Annotated in this window: 15 protein-coding genes; 8 read left to right on the top strand and 7 right to left on the bottom strand. The window is 74.0% G+C overall.

The features are described 5' to 3' along the window. Positions 1–63: 63 nt before the first annotated feature. Both AB0L29_RS25215 and AB0L29_RS25210 read left to right on the top strand, forming a co-directional pair. Positions 64–204, top strand: a complete 141-nt coding sequence (locus AB0L29_RS25215; RefSeq protein ID WP_365830028.1) for an SCO1431 family membrane protein — start codon at positions 64–66, stop codon at positions 202–204. 66 nt (positions 205–270) lie between these two features. Continuing rightward, positions 271–927: a TetR/AcrR family transcriptional regulator gene (locus AB0L29_RS25210; protein ID WP_365830027.1), complete on the top strand. Its 657-nt coding sequence runs from the start codon at positions 271–273 to the stop codon at positions 925–927. 50 nt (positions 928–977) lie between these two features. Here AB0L29_RS25210 and AB0L29_RS25205 read toward each other — a convergent pair whose 3' ends face one another. Further along, positions 978–2,216 carry a glycoside hydrolase family 18 protein gene (locus AB0L29_RS25205; RefSeq protein ID WP_365830026.1) on the bottom strand — a complete coding sequence of 413 codons (1,239 nt, stop codon included), beginning with the start codon at positions 2,214–2,216 and terminating at the stop codon, positions 978–980. Between the two features lie 329 nt (positions 2,217–2,545). Between AB0L29_RS25205 and AB0L29_RS25200 the strand changes: the two genes are divergently transcribed. Next, complete coding sequence (locus AB0L29_RS25200) at positions 2,546–3,718, top strand: acyl-CoA dehydrogenase family protein (protein WP_365830025.1); 1,173 nt, start codon at positions 2,546–2,548, stop codon at positions 3,716–3,718. A 452-nt stretch (positions 3,719–4,170) separates the two neighbouring features. Here AB0L29_RS25200 and AB0L29_RS25195 read toward each other — a convergent pair whose 3' ends face one another. After that, positions 4,171–4,617, bottom strand: coding sequence for a hypothetical protein (locus AB0L29_RS25195; protein WP_365830024.1), 447 nt, complete (start codon positions 4,615–4,617; stop codon positions 4,171–4,173). Positions 4,618–4,884: 267 nt separating this feature from the next. On the opposite strand from AB0L29_RS25195, the gene AB0L29_RS25190 reads away from it, so the two are divergent. The 4 genes from AB0L29_RS25190 to fxsA all read left to right on the top strand — a co-directional run bounded on the left by AB0L29_RS25190 (position 4,885) and on the right by fxsA (position 9,043). Beyond that, positions 4,885–5,325, top strand: coding sequence for an Lrp/AsnC family transcriptional regulator (locus AB0L29_RS25190; protein ID WP_018548954.1), 441 nt, complete (start codon positions 4,885–4,887; stop codon positions 5,323–5,325). A gap of 47 nt (positions 5,326–5,372) precedes the next feature. Beyond that, on the top strand, positions 5,373–6,977 hold the full coding sequence (locus tag AB0L29_RS25185) for an amidohydrolase (RefSeq protein WP_365830023.1): 1,605 nt from the start codon (positions 5,373–5,375) through the stop codon (positions 6,975–6,977). A 597-nt stretch (positions 6,978–7,574) separates the two neighbouring features. Then, positions 7,575–8,381 (top strand): polyprenol monophosphomannose synthase, encoded by an 807-nt coding sequence (locus AB0L29_RS25180; protein WP_365830022.1) that lies wholly within the window; start codon positions 7,575–7,577, stop codon positions 8,379–8,381. A gap of 86 nt (positions 8,382–8,467) precedes the next feature. Continuing rightward, positions 8,468–9,043, top strand: coding sequence for an FxsA family membrane protein (gene fxsA, locus AB0L29_RS25175; protein WP_365830021.1), 576 nt, complete (start codon positions 8,468–8,470; stop codon positions 9,041–9,043). A gap of 232 nt (positions 9,044–9,275) precedes the next feature. Here the strand turns inward: fxsA and AB0L29_RS25170 are convergent, their stop codons facing one another. The 4 genes from AB0L29_RS25170 to AB0L29_RS25155 form a co-directional block, all read right to left on the bottom strand. Then, a complete protein-coding gene (locus tag AB0L29_RS25170; protein WP_003977404.1) occupies positions 9,276–9,650 on the bottom strand; it encodes an RNA polymerase-binding protein RbpA in 375 nt (124 codons plus the stop codon). 278 nt (positions 9,651–9,928) lie between these two features. Further along, positions 9,929–11,275 (bottom strand): MFS transporter, encoded by a 1,347-nt coding sequence (locus AB0L29_RS25165; RefSeq protein WP_365830020.1) that lies wholly within the window; start codon positions 11,273–11,275, stop codon positions 9,929–9,931. 49 nt (positions 11,276–11,324) lie between these two features. Further along, a complete protein-coding gene (locus tag AB0L29_RS25160; RefSeq protein WP_365830019.1) occupies positions 11,325–12,092 on the bottom strand; it encodes a glycerophosphodiester phosphodiesterase in 768 nt (255 codons plus the stop codon). Then, positions 12,089–12,754, bottom strand: coding sequence for a hypothetical protein (locus AB0L29_RS25155; protein WP_365830018.1), 666 nt, complete (start codon positions 12,752–12,754; stop codon positions 12,089–12,091). The genes AB0L29_RS25160 and AB0L29_RS25155 overlap by 4 nt, the downstream gene beginning before the upstream one ends. Before the next feature lie 101 nt (positions 12,755–12,855). On the opposite strand from AB0L29_RS25155, the gene AB0L29_RS25150 reads away from it, so the two are divergent. Continuing rightward, positions 12,856–14,364, top strand: a complete 1,509-nt coding sequence (locus AB0L29_RS25150; protein WP_365830017.1) for a PLP-dependent aminotransferase family protein — start codon at positions 12,856–12,858, stop codon at positions 14,362–14,364. 172 nt (positions 14,365–14,536) lie between these two features. On the opposite strand, the gene AB0L29_RS25145 is transcribed toward AB0L29_RS25150, so the two are convergent. Then, positions 14,537–16,393, bottom strand: coding sequence for a hypothetical protein (locus AB0L29_RS25145; RefSeq protein ID WP_365830016.1), 1,857 nt, complete (start codon positions 16,391–16,393; stop codon positions 14,537–14,539). Between the last annotated feature and the right edge of the window lie 24 nt (positions 16,394–16,417).

Here is a 16,417-nt window from a genome sequence, read left to right as displayed (position 1 = left end):
GCTGGCAAAGTGGACATAGCCCGGGGGAGCCCACCGCCCGACCGAGACGATCAGCGAGAAGCCATGACCGCGAACTCAGCCACCGCCGCCCGCGTCCGTACCGGCGGTCCCCGGGACGACGGCCCGGAGATCCTCGAACACGCCCTGGGATGGGTCCTCGTCGTGGTCCTCGCGATGCTCGTGACCCGGCTCGGGCTGCTGTGACCTGACCCACGTACCGACCTGCCATACTGCGGATGTCCCACCCCCCGCAGGAGACCAGGGCAGAAATTGAACACCCGTCAACAGCCTGCCGTGCGCCCCAGAGTGCGCGGCACGGAGCGCTCGGCGGCGCGCCGTGCCGAACTCATCGCCATCGGGCGGAGGTTGTTCGCCGACACGTCCTACGACGCGCTCTCGATGGACGACATCGCCCGCCAGGCGCATGTCGCCAAGGGGCTGATCTACTACTACTTCCAGTCCAAGCGCGGCTACTACCTGGCCATCGTCCAGGACTCGGTCGCCGATCTGGTCACCTTCGCGGCGAGCGGCCTCGAACTGCCGCCGGTGCAGCGGGTCACCCGCACCATCGACGGCTACCTGCGCTACGCCGAGCACAACCAGGCGGCCTTCCGCACGATCGTCAGCGGCGGCGTCGGCTTCGACACCGAGGTGCACGCCCTCCGGGACGGGGTGCGCGAGGCGATGGTCGCCACCATCGCCGAGGGCGCCTACGGCCGCAGCGAGATCGCGCCGCTGGCCCGCATGGGCCTGCTGGCCTGGGTGTGCGGTGTCGAGGGCGCCACCCTGGAGTGGATCGACCGTCCCGAACTGTCCCGCGACACCATGCGCGAGCTGCTGGTGAAGACGCTGGGCGGCGCCCTGCGCGCCATCGAGGAACTGGACCCCGCCCATCCGGCCCCGGAGCCCGCCCGCCGGGGCGCGTGAGAAAGGGGCGGAGGCCCGGTTCACGGACCGCCGCCCCCCCCGCGTCCGGACTAGTCGATCGCCTTGATCAGCTCACCGTCCGCGGTGTCCCCGCTCAGCTCCCAGAAGAACGTCCCGGCCAGACTCTGCTGGTCCTTGTACGTCATCTTGGTCGCGATGGTCGCCGGGGTGTCGTAACTCCACCAGTCGTCGCCGCACTTGGCGTACGCCGTGCCGGCCACCGTGCCGGTGGGCGGGCACTTGGCCTTGAGCACCTTGTAGTCGTCGATGCCCTGCTCGTACGTGCCCGCGGCGGGGCCGGTCGCCGTGCCGCCCGGTGCCGCCTGCGTGACGCCGGTCCAGCCGCGGCCGTAGAAGCCGATGCCGAGCAGCAGCTTGGCGGCGGGGACGCCGAGGTCCTTGAGCCTGGCGATCGTCGCCGAGGTGTGGGTGTCGGCCTTCGGGATGCCGGCGTACGAGGTCAGCGGCGAGTGCGGGGCCGTCGGGCCGGCGGCGTCCCAGGCGCCGAAGTAGTCGTACGTCATCGGGTTGTACCAGTCGACGTACTGCGCGGCGCCCGCGTAGTCCGCCGCGTCGATCCTGCCGCCCGCGGTGGCGTCGGCGGTGATGGCCGCGGTGACCAGGTTGCCGGAGCCGAACTCGGCGCGCAGCGCCTGCATCAGGTCCTTGAAGGCCGCCCGGCCGCTGGTGTCGCAGGTGGCGCCGCAGGCGTTCGGGTACTCCCAGTCGATGTCGATGCCGTCGAAGACGTCGGCCCACTTGGAGTTCTCGACCAGGTCGTGGCAGGACCGGGCGAACGCGGCCGGGTTCTTCGCGGCCTCGCCGAACCCGCCGGACCAGGTCCAGCCGCCGAAGGACCACAGGACCTTGATGTCCGGGTGCAGCTTCTTCAGCTTGCGCAGCTGGTTGAAGTTGCCGCGCAGCGGCTGGTCCCAGGTGTCGGCGACGCCGTCCACGGACTCGGCTGCGGTGTAGGCCCGGTCGGTGGCCGCGTAGGCGTCGCCCATCGCGCACTTGCCGCCGGTGACGTTGCCGAAGGCGTAGTTGATGTGGGTGAGCTTGGCGGCCGAGCCCGAGGTCCTGATGTTCTTGACGTGGTACTTGCGGTCGTAGGTGCCCCATTCGGTGAAGTAGCCGATGACCTTCGAGCCGGCGGCCTCCTCGGCCGGGGGTGCGGCGGCGGCCGAGGCGCCCGCGCCGGCCAGCAGGCCGGCGCCGAGGACGGCGCAGCACGCGGCGGACACGAGCCTTCGGAAGCGGTGGGCGCGGGGACGGTGGGGGGTGGGCATCCGGGGCTCCTGGTGGGGGAGGAGAACGCGCGTCGATTGGCATGAACGCGGTGAATCGGTGGTCCGAAACAGTAAAGAGGACTAGACCAGTTGGTCAATGGTGCGGACCAGTCCCGGTCTCCGGGAACCGCTCGGGGCTTTCCTGAAATAAGCGATCGTTAACTGGTGACTCGGTGCCTCCGATCGGGCATACTCCAAGCGCACAGCCGCTGGTCAGCAGCCTCCGAGACCCGGAACTGCGAGCATCGGCCAGGCACCAGAACGACCGGCGGAGCCGCCCCCATCACGGGCCAGACCGCCAGTGCCCGAACAGGGAGGAGAGCGTCGCCATGCCCGACCGCGCCCCGCAGCCGGTGGACCGGCAACTGCCCACGGACGAGGCCCGGGACCTGATCTCGCTCGTCCGCGACATCGCGCAGCGTGAGATCGCCCCGAAGGCGGCCGAGGAGGAGGACGCCGGGCGCTTCCCGCGCGAGGTCTTCACCCTGCTCTCCGAGTCCGGCCTGCTCGGCCTGCCGTACGACTCGGAGCACGGTGGCGGCGACCAGCCCTACGAGGTCTACCTCCAGGTGCTCGAAGAGCTCGCCGCGGCCCGCCTCACCGTCGGCCTCGGCGTCAGCGTGCACACGCTGGCCTCCTACGCCCTCGCCGCCCACGGCACCAAGGAGCAGCAGGCCGAGCACCTGCCCGCGATGCTCGGCGGCGGCCTGCTCGGCGCGTACTGCCTGTCCGAGCCGTCCTCCGGCTCGGATGCGGCCTCCCTGCGCACCAGAGCGGTCCGGGAGGGCCGGGACTGGGTGATCACCGGCACCAAGGCCTGGATCACGCACGGCGGGGTCGCCGACTTCTACACCGTCATGGCGCGCACCGGGGAGGAGGGCCCGCGCGGGATCACCGCGTTCCTGGTGCCCGGTGACGCGCCGGGCGTGAGCGCCGCGGCGCCCGAGAAGAAGATGGGCATGAAGGGCTCGCCCACCGCGCAGGTCCACTTCGACGGGGTCCGGGTCGGCGACGACCGGCGCATCGGCGAGCCGGGGCAGGGCTTCACGATCGCCCTGTCCGCACTCGACTCCGGGCGGCTCGGCATCGCGGCCTGCGCGATCGGGCTCGCCCAGGCGGCCCTCGACGAGGCGCTGCGCTACGCCACCGAGCGCCGGCAGTTCGGACGGACGATCGCCGACTTCCAGGGGCTGCGCTTCATGCTCGCCGACATGGCGACCCAGATCGAGGCGGGCCGCGCGCTGTACCTCGCGGCCGCACGGCTGCGCGACGCGGGCCGGCCGTTCGCCAGGCAGGCGGCCATGGCCAAGCTGCACTGCACCGACACGGCGATGAAGGTCACCACCGACGCCGTCCAGATCCTCGGCGGCTACGGCTACACCGCCGACTTCCCGGTCGAGCGCTACATGCGCGAGGCCAAGGTGCTGCAGATCGTCGAGGGCACCAACCAGATCCAGCGGATGGTCATCGCCCGTCATCTCGCGGGTCCGGAGGGACGCTGAACCGGCCGGGTCCGCGCCAGGGTGCCGCCAGCCGTGCCCACTCCGGATCGTGGCGTCCCGGCAGGGTGCGGCCGCGCTCGGCCCAGGTCCGCATCAGATCGCGGTAGATCGGCGGATCCGGGACCAGGGGTGCGGGCGGAACCGATTCGCCGGGAGCCGGGACGAACAGGCGCCGCTGACGCCCGGTCGTGGAATACGTGGGAGCCATACCCGGGCAACGCACACCGGGGCGGGCAGGTCACCGGCCGCCGGAATCGGGCGTGCGTTCACGGGCGTCCCGCCCACCGTGCCGCCGGCGCCGCCTCCACCGCGGCACCGGGGAATCACGGTGCCCGGGAGGCGAGGCCGACGATCCGGCGCGCCCGGGCCCCCTCACCCGCACCACGGCAGCTCGCGGTCATGGTGCGGGACGGTTGCGGGAAACGGGCGGCGGAACCTTCCGGGAGCCGTCCTCAGGCGGCGTGCCGCCGCATCACCGGGACCCTGATGGGGCGCGAGCCCGGGCCGCCGACGTGCGAGAAGGGCTGGGTCCGCCAGTTCAGCCCCTGCGGGAGCGTCAACAGCAGGGCGGTGTCCTGCTCCTGGGGACGGAAGGACTCGTCCGCCGGGCGGGCGTCGGAGGCCCTGCGGCCGGTTCCGCGGCAGACCGTGAGCCCGAACGGGTTCCACGGCGAGGCGCACAGCGCGTGCTCCGGCAGGACTTCCTCGTCCGCCAGCAGGGCGATGGGCTGCGCGCAGTCCGGGCAGATCACCCGGTACATCTCGAAGGTGTCGTAGGCGTCGAACTCCTCGGCGTCCCCGTCGTCGAAGGCGTCGGGTTCGACGCCCTCCGGCTCGGGTGCGACGGCCGGCTGCGGGCGCTTGGGCGCGGTTCGACCAGGGCGCTTAAGACTCTGCATGGGATTCTCCCCCTCGGGCTGGGCCGTGAAGGCGCTGCGGCCTCGACCACAGCAAGCACTTCCCGTCACCCCTGGGTGGTAATCACGAGAACATCACGGAGCCTGTTCGAAGAGTGTGGTGTTCGTCACACGCTGTTCGCGGGGGTCCCGTGCAGGGTGTTTGTCCGCCGGGTGGCCGGCACCCGGCTCCGCCCGCGTCACGAACCGGGCATGACCTGGGCTGCTCGGGTATCCGCGGAGATCAGCCGCACTGTAGGTTCTTGCGCCATGGAGGAGCTGGACCGACAGATCGTGCAGCTGCTCGTCAAGGACGGGCGGATGAGCTACACAGACCTGGGCAAGGCCACGGGCCTGTCCACGTCGGCCGTGCACCAGCGGGTGCGCCGGCTGGAGCAGCGCGGCGTCATCCGCGGCTACGCCGCGGTCGTCGACCCGGAGGCCGTCGGACTGCCGCTGACCGCCTTCATCTCCGTCAAACCGTTCGACCCCAGCGCCCCCGACGACATCGCGGACCGGCTCGCCGGCGTCCCCGAGATCGAGGCCTGCCACAGCGTCGCGGGCGACGAGAACTACATCCTCAAGGTGCGGGTGGCCACGCCCCACGAACTGGAGGAACTGCTGGCGCGGCTGCGCTCGCTGGCGGGCGTCTCGACGCGCACCACGGTGGTGCTGTCGACGCCGTACGAGGCGCGGCCGCCACGGATCTGACGGACCTGCCCGCCGGGCGTCCGGGGCGGGGCGCGACACTGTCCGGCATGAGTGAACGCACCGCCCCGCCGAAAACGGTCCTGCTCCGCCGCGGAGAGGTCCACAGCCCCGCCGACCCGTTCGCCACCGCGATGGTCGTCGAGCGCGGCCAGATCGCCTGGGTCGGCTCCGAGGGGGCCGCCGACGCCTTCGCGGACGGGGTCGACGAGGTCGTCGACCTGGCCGGGGCGCTGGTCACCCCCGCGTTCACGGACGCGCACGTGCACACCACGGCCACCGGCCTCGCGCTCACCGGCCTCGACCTGTCCGGCGCCCCCACCCTGGAGGCCGCCCTCGCCCTGGTACGGGACTTCGCCGCCGCCCGCCCGGACGACCGGGTCCTGCTCGGGCACGGCTGGGACGCCTCCCGGTGGCCCGGCGGCCGTCCGCCGACGCGCGCCGAACTCGACGAGGCCACCGGCGGACGCCCCCTCTACCTCAGCCGGATCGACGTCCACTCGGCGGTCGTCACCACGGCCCTGCTCGACCTGGTCCCGGCCGGCCCCGGCCGCGTGGACGGCCCGCTCACCGGCGACGACCATCACGCCGTGCGCGCCGCCGCCCTGGGTGCCGTCACCCCCGCCCAGCGCGCCGAGGCCCAGCGCGCCGCCCTCGCGCACGCCGCCTCGCTCGGCATCGGCACCGTCCACGAGTGCGCGGGCCCGGAGATCTCCTCCGAGGACGACTTCACCGGCCTGCTGCGGCTCGCCGCCCAGGAGCCGGGCCCGCGCGTGGTCGGTTACTGGGCCGAGCGGGACGTCGACAAGGCCCGGGAGCTCGGTGCGGCCGGCGCCGCGGGCGACCTGTTCGTCGACGGCGCCCTCGGCTCGCACACCGCCTGCCTGCACCAGCCCTATGCCGACGCCGGCCACACCGGCACCGCCTACCTGGACGCCGCCGCCGTCGCCGCCCACGTCGAGGCCTGCACCGAGGCGGGTCTCCAGGCGGGCTTCCACGCCATCGGCGACGCCGCCGTGACCACGGTCGTGCAGGGCGTGCGCGCCGCCGCCGAGAAGCTGGGCCTGCCCCGGATCCGCGCCGCCCGCCACCGCGTCGAGCACGCCGAGATGCTCACCCCCGAGACCGTCGCGGCCTTCGCCGAGCTCGGCCTGACCGCCTCCGTCCAGCCCGCCTTCGACGCGCTGTGGGGCGGGGAGGACGGCATGTACGCCCGGCGCCTGGGCGCCGAGCGGGCCCGGACGCTGAACCCCTTCGCGGCGCTGCTGCGCGCCGGCGTCCCGCTCGCCCTCGGGTCCGACAGCCCGGTCACCCCCCTCGACCCGTGGGGCACGGTCCGCGCCGCCGCCTTCCACCGCACGCCGGAGCACCGCGTCTCCGTCCGCGCCGCGTTCACCGCGCACACCCGCGGCGGCTGGCGGGCCGCCGGCCGCGACGACGCGGGTGTCCTGGTGCCGGGGGCACCCGCCGACTACGCGGTGTGGCGCACCGGCGCGCTCGTCGTCCAAGCCCCCGACGACCGGGTCGCCCGCTGGTCGACCGACCCCCGCTCCGGCACCCCGGGCCTGCCCGACCTCACCCCCGGCACCGACCTGCCCGTCTGCCTGCGCACGGTGGTCGGCGGACGGACGATCTTCGTACGCCCGGGCGAGTGATCCAGGAGGACGGCGCGGTGGCGATCACCCGCCGCATCCTTGTCGCACGACCTGCGCATCCTCCGCGCTGACCAGGCCTTTGAGCCACAATGCGCAGGTCGGACGGCTGTTGACAGGCGGCGGCAGGGGGCCGGTAGGTTCGGCCGCGTCCACCACCGGACGCCCGACCGGGGAACATCCGCGTACTCGTCGCAGTGCCGCTGGGTCAGGGAGGTGTGCCGCGCCGGGCACCACCACTGGGAGCCAGGCCCAGCGCGGCGCAGCGCCGAGGGAATGTTCCGGCCGGCCGGGGAGGTGTGACCCGGGTGGGGCCCGGACGCCCAGTAGACAACGGCTTTCGGTCGATCCGCAGCCGGCGGATCCCGGGCCGGCCCGAAGGGCGCCGGGCCCCCATCCGCCGTACGACCGGGCCGCCGGAGCCGATCCGCGGGCGGTTGCGCGCGGATCCGCCCGCGGATCCGTCCCGTCCCGGGGGCCCGAAGGCACGCTCTTGGCCGCATCTTGCGCAACCGGCGCCACCCTGCGCACGTCCTGTCGCGTCGACGCAGGCCAAGGACACTATGGTGGACCCCTGCGTACGGACATGAAGGGGCAGCAGTGAACGACGGCGACGGGACTCTCGCGGCAGGAGCCCAGGAGAGGAAGTTCGGTCCGCTCGGCACGGCTCTGGTGATCATTCCGACCTACAACGAGGCGGAGAACATCAAGAGCATCGTGCGCCGGGTGCGCAAGGCCGTTCCCGACGCGCACGTGCTCGTGGCCGACGACAACAGCCCCGACGGCACCGGCAAGCTCGCCGACGAACTGGCCGCCGGGGACGCCCACGTCCACGTGCTGCACCGCAGGGGCAAGGAGGGCCTGGGCGCCGCCTACCTGGCGGGCTTCCGCTGGGGGCTGGAGCACGGCTACGGCGTGCTGATCGAGATGGACGCCGACGGCTCCCACCAGCCCGAGGAACTGCCCCGCCTGCTCACCGCGCTCAAGGGCGCCGACCTGGTGCTCGGTTCCCGCTGGGTGCCCGGCGGCCGGGTCGTGAACTGGCCCAGGTCCCGTGAGTTCCTCTCCCGCGGCGGCAGCCTCTACTCGCGTCTGGCCCTGGACCTGCCGCTGCGCGACATCACCGGCGGCTACCGCGCCTTCCGCCGCGAGACCCTGGAGGGCCTCGGCCTCGACGAGGTCGCCTCCCAGGGCTACTGCTTCCAGGTCGACCTCGCCCGCCGCGCGGTCAAGGCCGGTTACCACGTCGTCGAGGTGCCCATCACCTTCGTCGAACGCGAACTGGGCGACTCCAAGATGAGCCGCGACATCCTCGTCGAGGCGCTGTGGCGGGTCACGGCGTGGGGCGTGGGGGAGCGGGTCGGCAAGGTCCTGGGGCGCGACGACAAGCCGTCGCCGAAGGCGTAGCCGCCCCCGGCCCGTACAGCCCCGCCCGGCGACGGCCGGTCACGGGCCTTATCCCGCGCTGAGGCCGGTCCAGGCACACTGGAGGCATGACGACTGGCGCTCAGCTTCCCAGGTACCCTGCCCGGCCCCGGCGCTCCCGGCTGCGCACGTTCCTGCCGCTGGGCGTCGCCGCGTGGCTCGTGCTGGAGATCTGGCTGCTGGCGGTGGTCGCCGGCGCGTCGAACATGCTGGTGGTCCTCCTGCTCCTGGCGGTGGGCCTCCTGGTGGGCTCGGCCGTGATCAGGCGAGCGGGACGACGGGCCTTCCGCAACCTCACGAAGACGCTGCAACAGCAGCAGAGCGGCGTGATGCCGGGCACCACCGAGCCGAGCGGCGAGGGCAACGGCCTGCTGATGCTGGGCGGCCTGCTGCTGATGGTCCCCGGCCTCGTCTCGGACGCGGTGGGCCTGCTCCTGCTGCTGCCCCCGGTCCAGAAGGCCGTGAGCCGCTCGGCGGAACGCGCCTTCGACCGCAGACTCCGCGAGGCCGCCCCCGGAACGCTGGGCGACGCCTTCCGGCAGGCCCGCATGCACAGCCCCGACGGCAGGGTCGTACCGGGCGAGGTCGTCAGGGACGAGCCGGGCGACGCCTCGCGGGAGCCGCGTCCGCCGCTGACCCGCTGAACCCGTTCGCCGTCGCCGGCCGGTGGACCGACGAGACCGGACGGCGCGGTGCCGGGGGCGGGCCGCCGCCCGTCCGCGTCGGCGTGCCGTCCGGAGGGGCGCCTTCGTGACGGGCGGAGCTCTTCGTGACCGCGCGGAAAGACCGCGGGCGCCGTACGTGCATGCACGTACGGCGCCCGCGGTCACCGGTGTGCGCCGGACCGCCCGCCCAAGCCTCGCAAGGGCTGCGGGATCAGGCCGACTTACGGCTGTCCCGGGGGTGAACGGCGATGTTCATCGCCCCCGAGCGCAGGACCGCCAGACGCTCCTCGAGGACCTCTTCGAGTTCCTCACGGGTGCGCCGTTCCATCAGCATGTCCCAATGCGTACGCGCGGGCTTGGCCTTCTTCTCCTCCGGGCCGTCGCCGTCCACGAGGAGTGCCTGGGCCCCGCAGACCTTGCACTCCCACTCCGGCGGGATCTCCGCCTCGACCGAGAAGGGCATCTCGAAGCGGTGCCCCTTCTCGCATGCGTACTCCACGGCCTGGCGCGGAGCCAAGTCGATGCCGCGGTCCGTCTCGTAGCTGGTCACCACGAGGCGCGTGCCGCGAAGAGCTCGCTCACTCATGAATCGTGCCTCCCGGGCTTGTCGCCCACAGGACAGGTGTCGCTGTCGTCGTCATCCGGTCAACGTCCGGTCGGCGGTAAAGATTCCCGTTCCGAGTCCCGTTCCGGGTCATGCGTCGCCGTCGTAGCCGCAGCCTTGTCAACCAGTGCAGTACCCACCGCCGCCCGGTTTGTCACATCTGCTAGCAGATGCGACCTAGCGTTTCGGCATTTTTGACGCGCAGTAACGGTACACCTGGCAGGCCAAACGCGTACACTACAGCCCTTTCGCGCCGAGTGCTAAATTCTTTCGGGCACCGGATTGCCCGCGCCGGCGATCGCCCGCCGCACCGGAACCCTGGCGAGCAGGGCGAACCCGACGACGAAGAAACCCACCAGCGAGACGATCGCGTCCCGGTAGCTTCCGGTCAGCTGGTAGGTGAGCCCGAAGAGCAGGGGGCCGAGCCAGCTCATGCCGCGGTCGCTCACCTCGTACGCCGAGAAGTACTCGGCCTCCTTGCCGGGCGGGACGAGGTGGGAGAACAGGGACCGGGACAGCGCCTGGCTGCCGCCGAGGACCAGCCCGATGCCGGCGGCCAGGGCGAAGAACCACACCGGCGCCCCGGCCGGCAGGAAGTACCCGGCCGCCAGGATCACCGTCCACGCGGCCAGCGACCCCAGGATCGTGCGCTTCGCCCCGTACCTCCGGGCCAGCCGCCCCAGCGCCAGCGCGCCCGCCACCGCCAGCACCTGCACGAGCAGCACGGCGCCGATGAGCGTCGACTGGCCGAGCCCCAGCTCTTTCGAGCCGTAGACCGAGGCCTGGGAGATCACCGTCTGGATGCCGTCGTTGTAGACGAGGTACGCGAGCAGGAAGGCGAGCGTCAGCGGGTGGCGGCGCATGTCGCGCACGGTCGCCGCGAGCTGCCGGAAGCCGGGCGGGGCCGCCTCCCGCGCGGGTGCCCGCCGGTCGCGCAGCCGGCGCAGCGGGACGAGCGCGAAGGCGCCCCACCACAGGCCGGCCGCCGCCAGGCAGATGCGGACCGCCGTGCTCTCCGAGACGCCGAAGGTGTCGTGGCCGGTGTAGAGGACCAGGTTCACGACCAGGACCAGCGAGCCCGCCGCGTAGCCGAACGCCCAGCCCCGGGAGGAGACCGCGTCGCGCTCCTCGGGCGGGGCGATCTGCGGCAGGTAGGAGTTGCAGAGCATCATCGCCACCGACTGCGCCGCGTTGGCGACGACCAGCAGCGCCCCGCCGAGGAGGTAGCGGTCCCCGTCGAGGAGGAACATGGCCGTCGTGGCCGCGGCGCCCGTGTAGGCGGCGGCGGCCAGGAACGGCTTCTTGCGGCCGGTGCGGTCGGCCGCGGCACCCACCAGGGGCATCACCAGCACGGCCAGGACCACCGACAGGGACACCGCGTACGCGAAGAACGACCCGGCGCGCACCGGGATCCCCAGGGGGTGGACGAACCCGTCCGCGTCCGCCGCCGACTCGGCGACCGACGTCAGGTAGGGGCCCAGGAACACGGTGAGCACGCTCGTCGAGTAGACGGAGCAGGCCCAGTCGTAGAAGTACCAGCCGTGCTGCTCGCGCCTGCGTCCGGCGGCCCCGTCGGCCGCCGGCGCCGGCGCGGTGTCGGTGCCCACCCGTGCCCTCGCCTCCCCGTGAACGCCCGGAGGCGTCGGGCCCCGGGGCTCAGACCCAGACGCCGCGGTCCTCCATGACCTTGCGCAACGTGTCGATGTGATCGGTCATGATGCCATCCACGCCCAGGTCGAGAAGCCGGTGCATGCGGTCCGGGTCGTTGACCGTCCACACGTGCACCTGCAGCCCGCGCGCGTGGGCGGTGCGGACGAAACGGCGGTCCACCACCCGGACGCCGGACCGGACCTCCGGCACCTGGGCGGCGACCGCGGTGCGGCGCACCGCGGCCGGCAGGCCCCAGGAGCGCAGCCGCAGGCCGAGCACGCCCCGCGTGCCGTACGACGTCGCCAGGCGCGGCCCGGCCAGCCGCTGCGCGCGCACCAGCCGTGCCTCGGAGAACGAGCCCAGGCAGACCCGGTCCCAGGAGCCGGTCCGCTCGACCAGGTCCAGGAAGGGCGACAGGGCCTGCTCCGCCTTGACGTCGACGTTCCAGCGGACGTCGGGGAAGGTCTCCAGGAGCTCCTCGAAGAGGGGGACGGGCTCCCGGCCCGCCACGCGCACGCGGCGCACGTCCTGCCAGGTCAGGTCGGCGATCCGGCCCGCGCCGTCGGTGACCCGGTCCAGGGTCGCGTCGTGGAGGGCGACGAGCCTGCCGTCCCGGGTGGCGTGGACGTCGGTCTCGATGTACCGGTAGCCCGCCCGCACCGCGCGGCGGAACTGCGACACGGTGTTCTCCAGGCCGTCCGCGGCCCCGCCCCGGTGGGCGAAGGCGATGGGGCCGGGGTGGTCGAGATAGGGATGGCGTGTCCGCGGGCTCACGGACGCAGTATCGCCCCTTCCGGCCGAGTGGGGGCAACGCCCGTGCCGCCACCGGAAGCCGGGGGGACGGCGAACACCCGCAGGAACACCTGGGCGAGCGGGCCGATCGACAGCGCGTACAGGAGCGTGCCGGGGCCGATGGTGCCCCCGAGGACGAAACCGGAGACCACGACCGCCACCTCGACGGCCGTCCGCATCAGGCGCAGCGAACGGCCGGTGCGCCGGTGCAGCCCCGTCATCAGGCCGTCCCGCGGCCCCGGCCCGAAGCGCGCGGCGATGTAGAGGCCGGTGGCGACGCCGTTGAGCAGGACGGCGGCCAGGAGCAGGGGAATCCGTACGGCCAGGGCGTGCGCGGCGGGGACCGCGGCGAGGGTGGCGTCCATGGCGACGCCGACGACGAAGACGTTGGAGACCGTGCCGAGCCCCGGGCGCTGGCGCAGCGGGATCCACAGGAGCAGCACCACCGCGCCCACGGCGATGGAGACGGCACCGATCGTCAGTCCCGTCAGCTCGGCGAGCCCCTGGTGCAGCACACCCCACGGTTCCAGCCCCAGGCCCGCCTCCACGAGGAGCGCCGAACTCGCGCCGTACAGCGTGAGACCGGCGTAGAGCTGGATCAGTCGTCGGGCGAGATGCCCCCGGGCGGGCTCCGGCGTGGACAAGACGTGCCCCCTGTGTGGTGGTGGTGGCCTGCTGCATGACACCCTGTGGCGTGGAGACAGGCGTCATCCATGGCCAATTCGGGGAAGGTGGACTGATTTCCATGGCGCGGTGGACCTCGGCCGTGGGCGCGGCGCAGCTCGCCCGGCTGCTCAGCTCCCAGCAGGACCGGCCGGCCGGCCCGGGCACGCGCCGCCCGCCCGCCTACCGGGCGCTCGCCGACGGCATCCGCCTGCTGGTGCTCGAAGGGCGTGTGCCGGTGGCCGCCCGGCTGCCCGCCGAGCGGGAGCTGGCGCTGGCCCTGTCCGTCAGCCGCACCACCGTCGCCGCCGCCTACGAGGCGCTGCGCACCGAGGGGTTCCTCGAGTCGCGGCGCGGCGCGGGCAGCTGGACGGCCGTACCGGCCGGCAACCCGCTGCCGGCCCGCGGTCTGGAGCCGCTGCCGCCCGAGGCGCTCGGCTCGATGATCGACCTCGGCTGCGCCGCGCTGCCCGCCCCCGAGCCGTGGCTGACCCGGGCCGTGCAGGGCGCCCTGGAGGAGCTGCCGCCGTACGCGCACACCCACGGCGACTACCCCGCCGGGCTGCCCGCCCTGCGCGCGATGATCGCCGAGCGCTACGCCGCGCGCGGGATCCCGACCATGCCCGAGCAGATCATGGTGACGACCGGCGCGATGGGCGCGATCGACGCGATCTGCCATCTGTTCGCCGGGCGCGGTGAGCGCGTCGCCGTCGAGTCGCCCTCGTACGCCAACATCCTGCAGCTGATGCGCGAGGCCGGGGCCCGGCTGGTGCCCGTCGCGATGGCCGAGGGGCTGGCCGGCTGGGACATGGACCGCTGGCGGCAGGTGCTGCGGGACGCCGCGCCCCGGATCGCGTACGTCGTCGCCGACTTCCACAACCCGACCGGCGCGCTCGCCGACGAGGACCAGCGGCGGCACCTGGTGGACGCGGCGCGGTCGGCGGGGACGGTGCTGGTCGCCGACGAGACGATGAGCGAGCTGTGGCTGGACGAGGACCTCGACGGCGCCGCGATGCCGCGTCCCGTGTGCTCCTTCGACCCGGCCGGGTCGACGGTCGTCACGGTGGGGTCGGCGAGCAAGGCCTTCTGGGCCGGGATGCGCATCGGGTGGGTGCGGGCGGCCCCCGACGTGATCCGCAGCCTGGTCGCGGCCCGCGCCTACGCCGATCTGGGCACGCCCGTGCTGGAGCAGCTGGCGGTGAACTGGCTGTTCAGCACGGGCGGCTGGCAGCAGGCGGTGGACGTGCGGCGCCGGCAGGCCCGGGGGAACCGGGACGCGCTGGTGGCGGCGGTGCGCCGGGAGCTGCCCGGGTGGGAGTTCGAGGTGCCCAGGGGCGGACTCACGCTGTGGGTGCGGACCGGGGGCCTGTCGGGGTCCCGGCTCGCCGAGGCGGGGGAGCGGGTGGGCGTGCGGGTGCCGTCCGGGCCGCGCTTCGGGGTCGACGGGGCGTTCGAGGGGTACGTGCGGCTGCCGTTCACCGTGGGCGGTGCGGTGGCCGAGGAGGCGGCCGCGCGGCTGGCGGCGGCCGCGCGGCTGGTGGAGACGGGCGGGGCGGGAGGCGCGGAGGCGCCGCGCACGTTCGTCGCCTAGGTGCCGGGTGCCGGGTGCCGACCGCTTGCGGCCGGGACCGGCTCGACGGTCCCGGCACGCGTGCGTGCGACTGCCCGCGCACGGCCGGAGGCCCGGCCGCCCGCCGTGCGCGGGCGGATCCCGGGCCGGGGCGGGCAGGGCCGCGCGGCTGGGGAGACGGGCGGGCCGCGGGTTACGAAGGCTCCGTCGCCGCCGTCTCGGCCGGCACGGACCGCGTCTCGGCGGGCACCGCCCCGGCCTCGGCGGGCTCCGGCTCCGCCTCGAAGGACGCCCCCTCGACCAGGGCGGGCACGGGCCTCGCCACGACGGCCACGGACTTCGTCCCGGCGGGGGCCGGCTTCGCCAGGGCAGGTACGGACTTCGCCACGGCGGGCGCCGCCCCGCCTCCGGCGGGCACCCCCTCCACCACGGTGGACACCGGTTCCGCTTGCACGGGGACCGGCTCCATGGGGATGGGCTCCACGAGGATCGGCTCCGCCTGCGCCGGCTCCTGCCGGGCTTCCGTTTCCGCGTCCGCCGGGGTCGCGCGCGGCGGCAGCAGCCTCAGCACCGCCTGCCGGTGGGTCTCGGCGGTCGCGTCGTCGTAGGGGTTGGGGGCGGCCGGGACCTGGAGGCGGTGGACGGGGCCCGTGCCGAGCCGGGCGTAGCCGCGGCCGGGCGGGACGGTGTCGACCGGGGTGGTGTGCGGGGGCGCGCCCAGGACGGTCCGCACCTGCTCGGCGGTCGCGGGCCCGAGGACGACACGCGCGCGGGTGTGCTGCCGTACCGCGTCGCTGAGGGCGTCGAGGCTGTCCAGCTGGTCGGCGACGACCACGGTGACGTTGGCGGGGCGGCCGTGCCGCAGCGGGACCTGGAGCAGGGACTGCGGGTCCTTGCGCCCGTCGGCGGCGGCCAGGTGCGTGAAGGCGCTCGGGCGGTCCAGCAGGATCCACAGCGGTCGCCTGGTGTCGTCCGGCGGCGGATGACCGGCCTGGTGGGCGCGGTTGGCGGCGATCAGCCGGCGCTCCGTCTCGTGCGCGGCCCACTCCAGGCTCGCCAGCGCGCCGGCCGGCCCGCACTCGACGGCCAGCACGCCGTCCCGGCCGGTCAGGCAGGCGTACTCGCCGGTGCCGCCGCCGTCGACGATCAGCACGTCGCCCTGCTGGAGGGCCTGCAGGGCGATGCTGCGCACCAGGGACGAGGTGCCGCTGCCCGGCTGGCCGAGGGCGAGCAGGTGGGGCTCGGTGGAGCGGATGCCCGTGCGCCAGACCACCGGCGGTACGTCGCGGTGTTCCGTGCCGTGGGTGAGGGGGAGGGTGCGCTGGACCCGGATGGGATCGGTGAAGCCGAGGACGATCTCACCGGGGGCGGTGACGAAGCGCTGGGCGCAGATGTCGGTGGGCAGCGGCGGCAGGACGTCGAGGGTGAGTTCGTTGCCCTCCTCGTCCCACACGAAGTGGTACTCGCGGCCCCGGCCCGACTTCGCGGCGAGCAGGTGCTCGATCCGGGCGCGGGCCTCGGCCTCGCCGTCCGGGAAGTAGGCCGGGTAGCCGACGACCAGGTGCGCGATGCGCCCGGTGGCGTCGAACTCGTGGCAGGGGAAGGCCTTCTCCCACTCGCCGCCGTGCGTGTAGAGGGGCGCCGGGTCCTCGGCGGTGGAGAAGTACGGCACCAGCGCCTCGTACAGCGACTTCAGGCGCTGTGCCTGGGGCCCGTCGGGGCCCTCGGGCGCCGACGGGGCGCGGTCCCGGCCCTGCCAGGCCGCCGCCGTCATCAGGGTGATGGCGGCGAGCAGCGGGCCGTACGGCATCAGGGCCACGGCCAGGATCATCGAGGCCACCACGAAGAGGAGCGCACCGCGCCTGTCCTTGGGGGTCTCGGCCCACCTGCGCCACCCGGCCGAGGCCAGCCGGCGCAGTCCGCGGGTGATCGTGATCAGCGGGTGGAGGACGTCGGTGGCGCTGTAGGCCGCCGTCCGGGCCAGCTCCCGGCTCCGGGCGAGCTGTGCGCCGCCGTTGCTCAGGATGCGGGGGAGGGGGCGCCGGGCCACTGCTGCCTCCTGAAGGTGTGTGCG

Source organism: Streptomyces sp. NPDC052701 (assembly GCF_040678355.1).
Taxonomy (GTDB): domain Bacteria; phylum Actinomycetota; class Actinomycetes; order Streptomycetales; family Streptomycetaceae; genus Streptomyces.
The sequence above is the reverse complement of the archived record's forward strand: the minus strand, read 5'-3'. Positions and strand labels throughout refer to the sequence as shown.

Bases quoted from the DNA above. Each gene is read 5' to 3' on its own strand.
- AB0L29_RS25200 (WP_365830025.1), top strand. From the start codon at position 2,546: ATGCCCGACCGCGCCCCGCAGCCGGTGGACCGGCAACTGCCCACGGAC.
- AB0L29_RS25195 (WP_365830024.1), bottom strand. From the start codon at position 4,617: ATGCAGAGTCTTAAGCGCCCTGGTCGAACCGCGCCCAAGCGCCCGCAG.
- fxsA (WP_365830021.1), top strand. From the start codon at position 8,468: ATGACGACTGGCGCTCAGCTTCCCAGGTACCCTGCCCGGCCCCGGCGC.
- AB0L29_RS25205 (WP_365830026.1), bottom strand. From the start codon at position 2,216: ATGCCCACCCCCCACCGTCCCCGCGCCCACCGCTTCCGAAGGCTCGTG.
- AB0L29_RS25190 (WP_018548954.1), top strand. From the start codon at position 4,885: ATGGAGGAGCTGGACCGACAGATCGTGCAGCTGCTCGTCAAGGACGGG.
- AB0L29_RS25185 (WP_365830023.1), top strand. From the start codon at position 5,373: ATGAGTGAACGCACCGCCCCGCCGAAAACGGTCCTGCTCCGCCGCGGA.
- AB0L29_RS25170 (WP_003977404.1), bottom strand. From the start codon at position 9,650: ATGAGTGAGCGAGCTCTTCGCGGCACGCGCCTCGTGGTGACCAGCTAC.
- AB0L29_RS25150 (WP_365830017.1), top strand. From the start codon at position 12,856: ATGGCGCGGTGGACCTCGGCCGTGGGCGCGGCGCAGCTCGCCCGGCTG.
- AB0L29_RS25215 (WP_365830028.1), top strand. From the start codon at position 64: ATGACCGCGAACTCAGCCACCGCCGCCCGCGTCCGTACCGGCGGTCCC.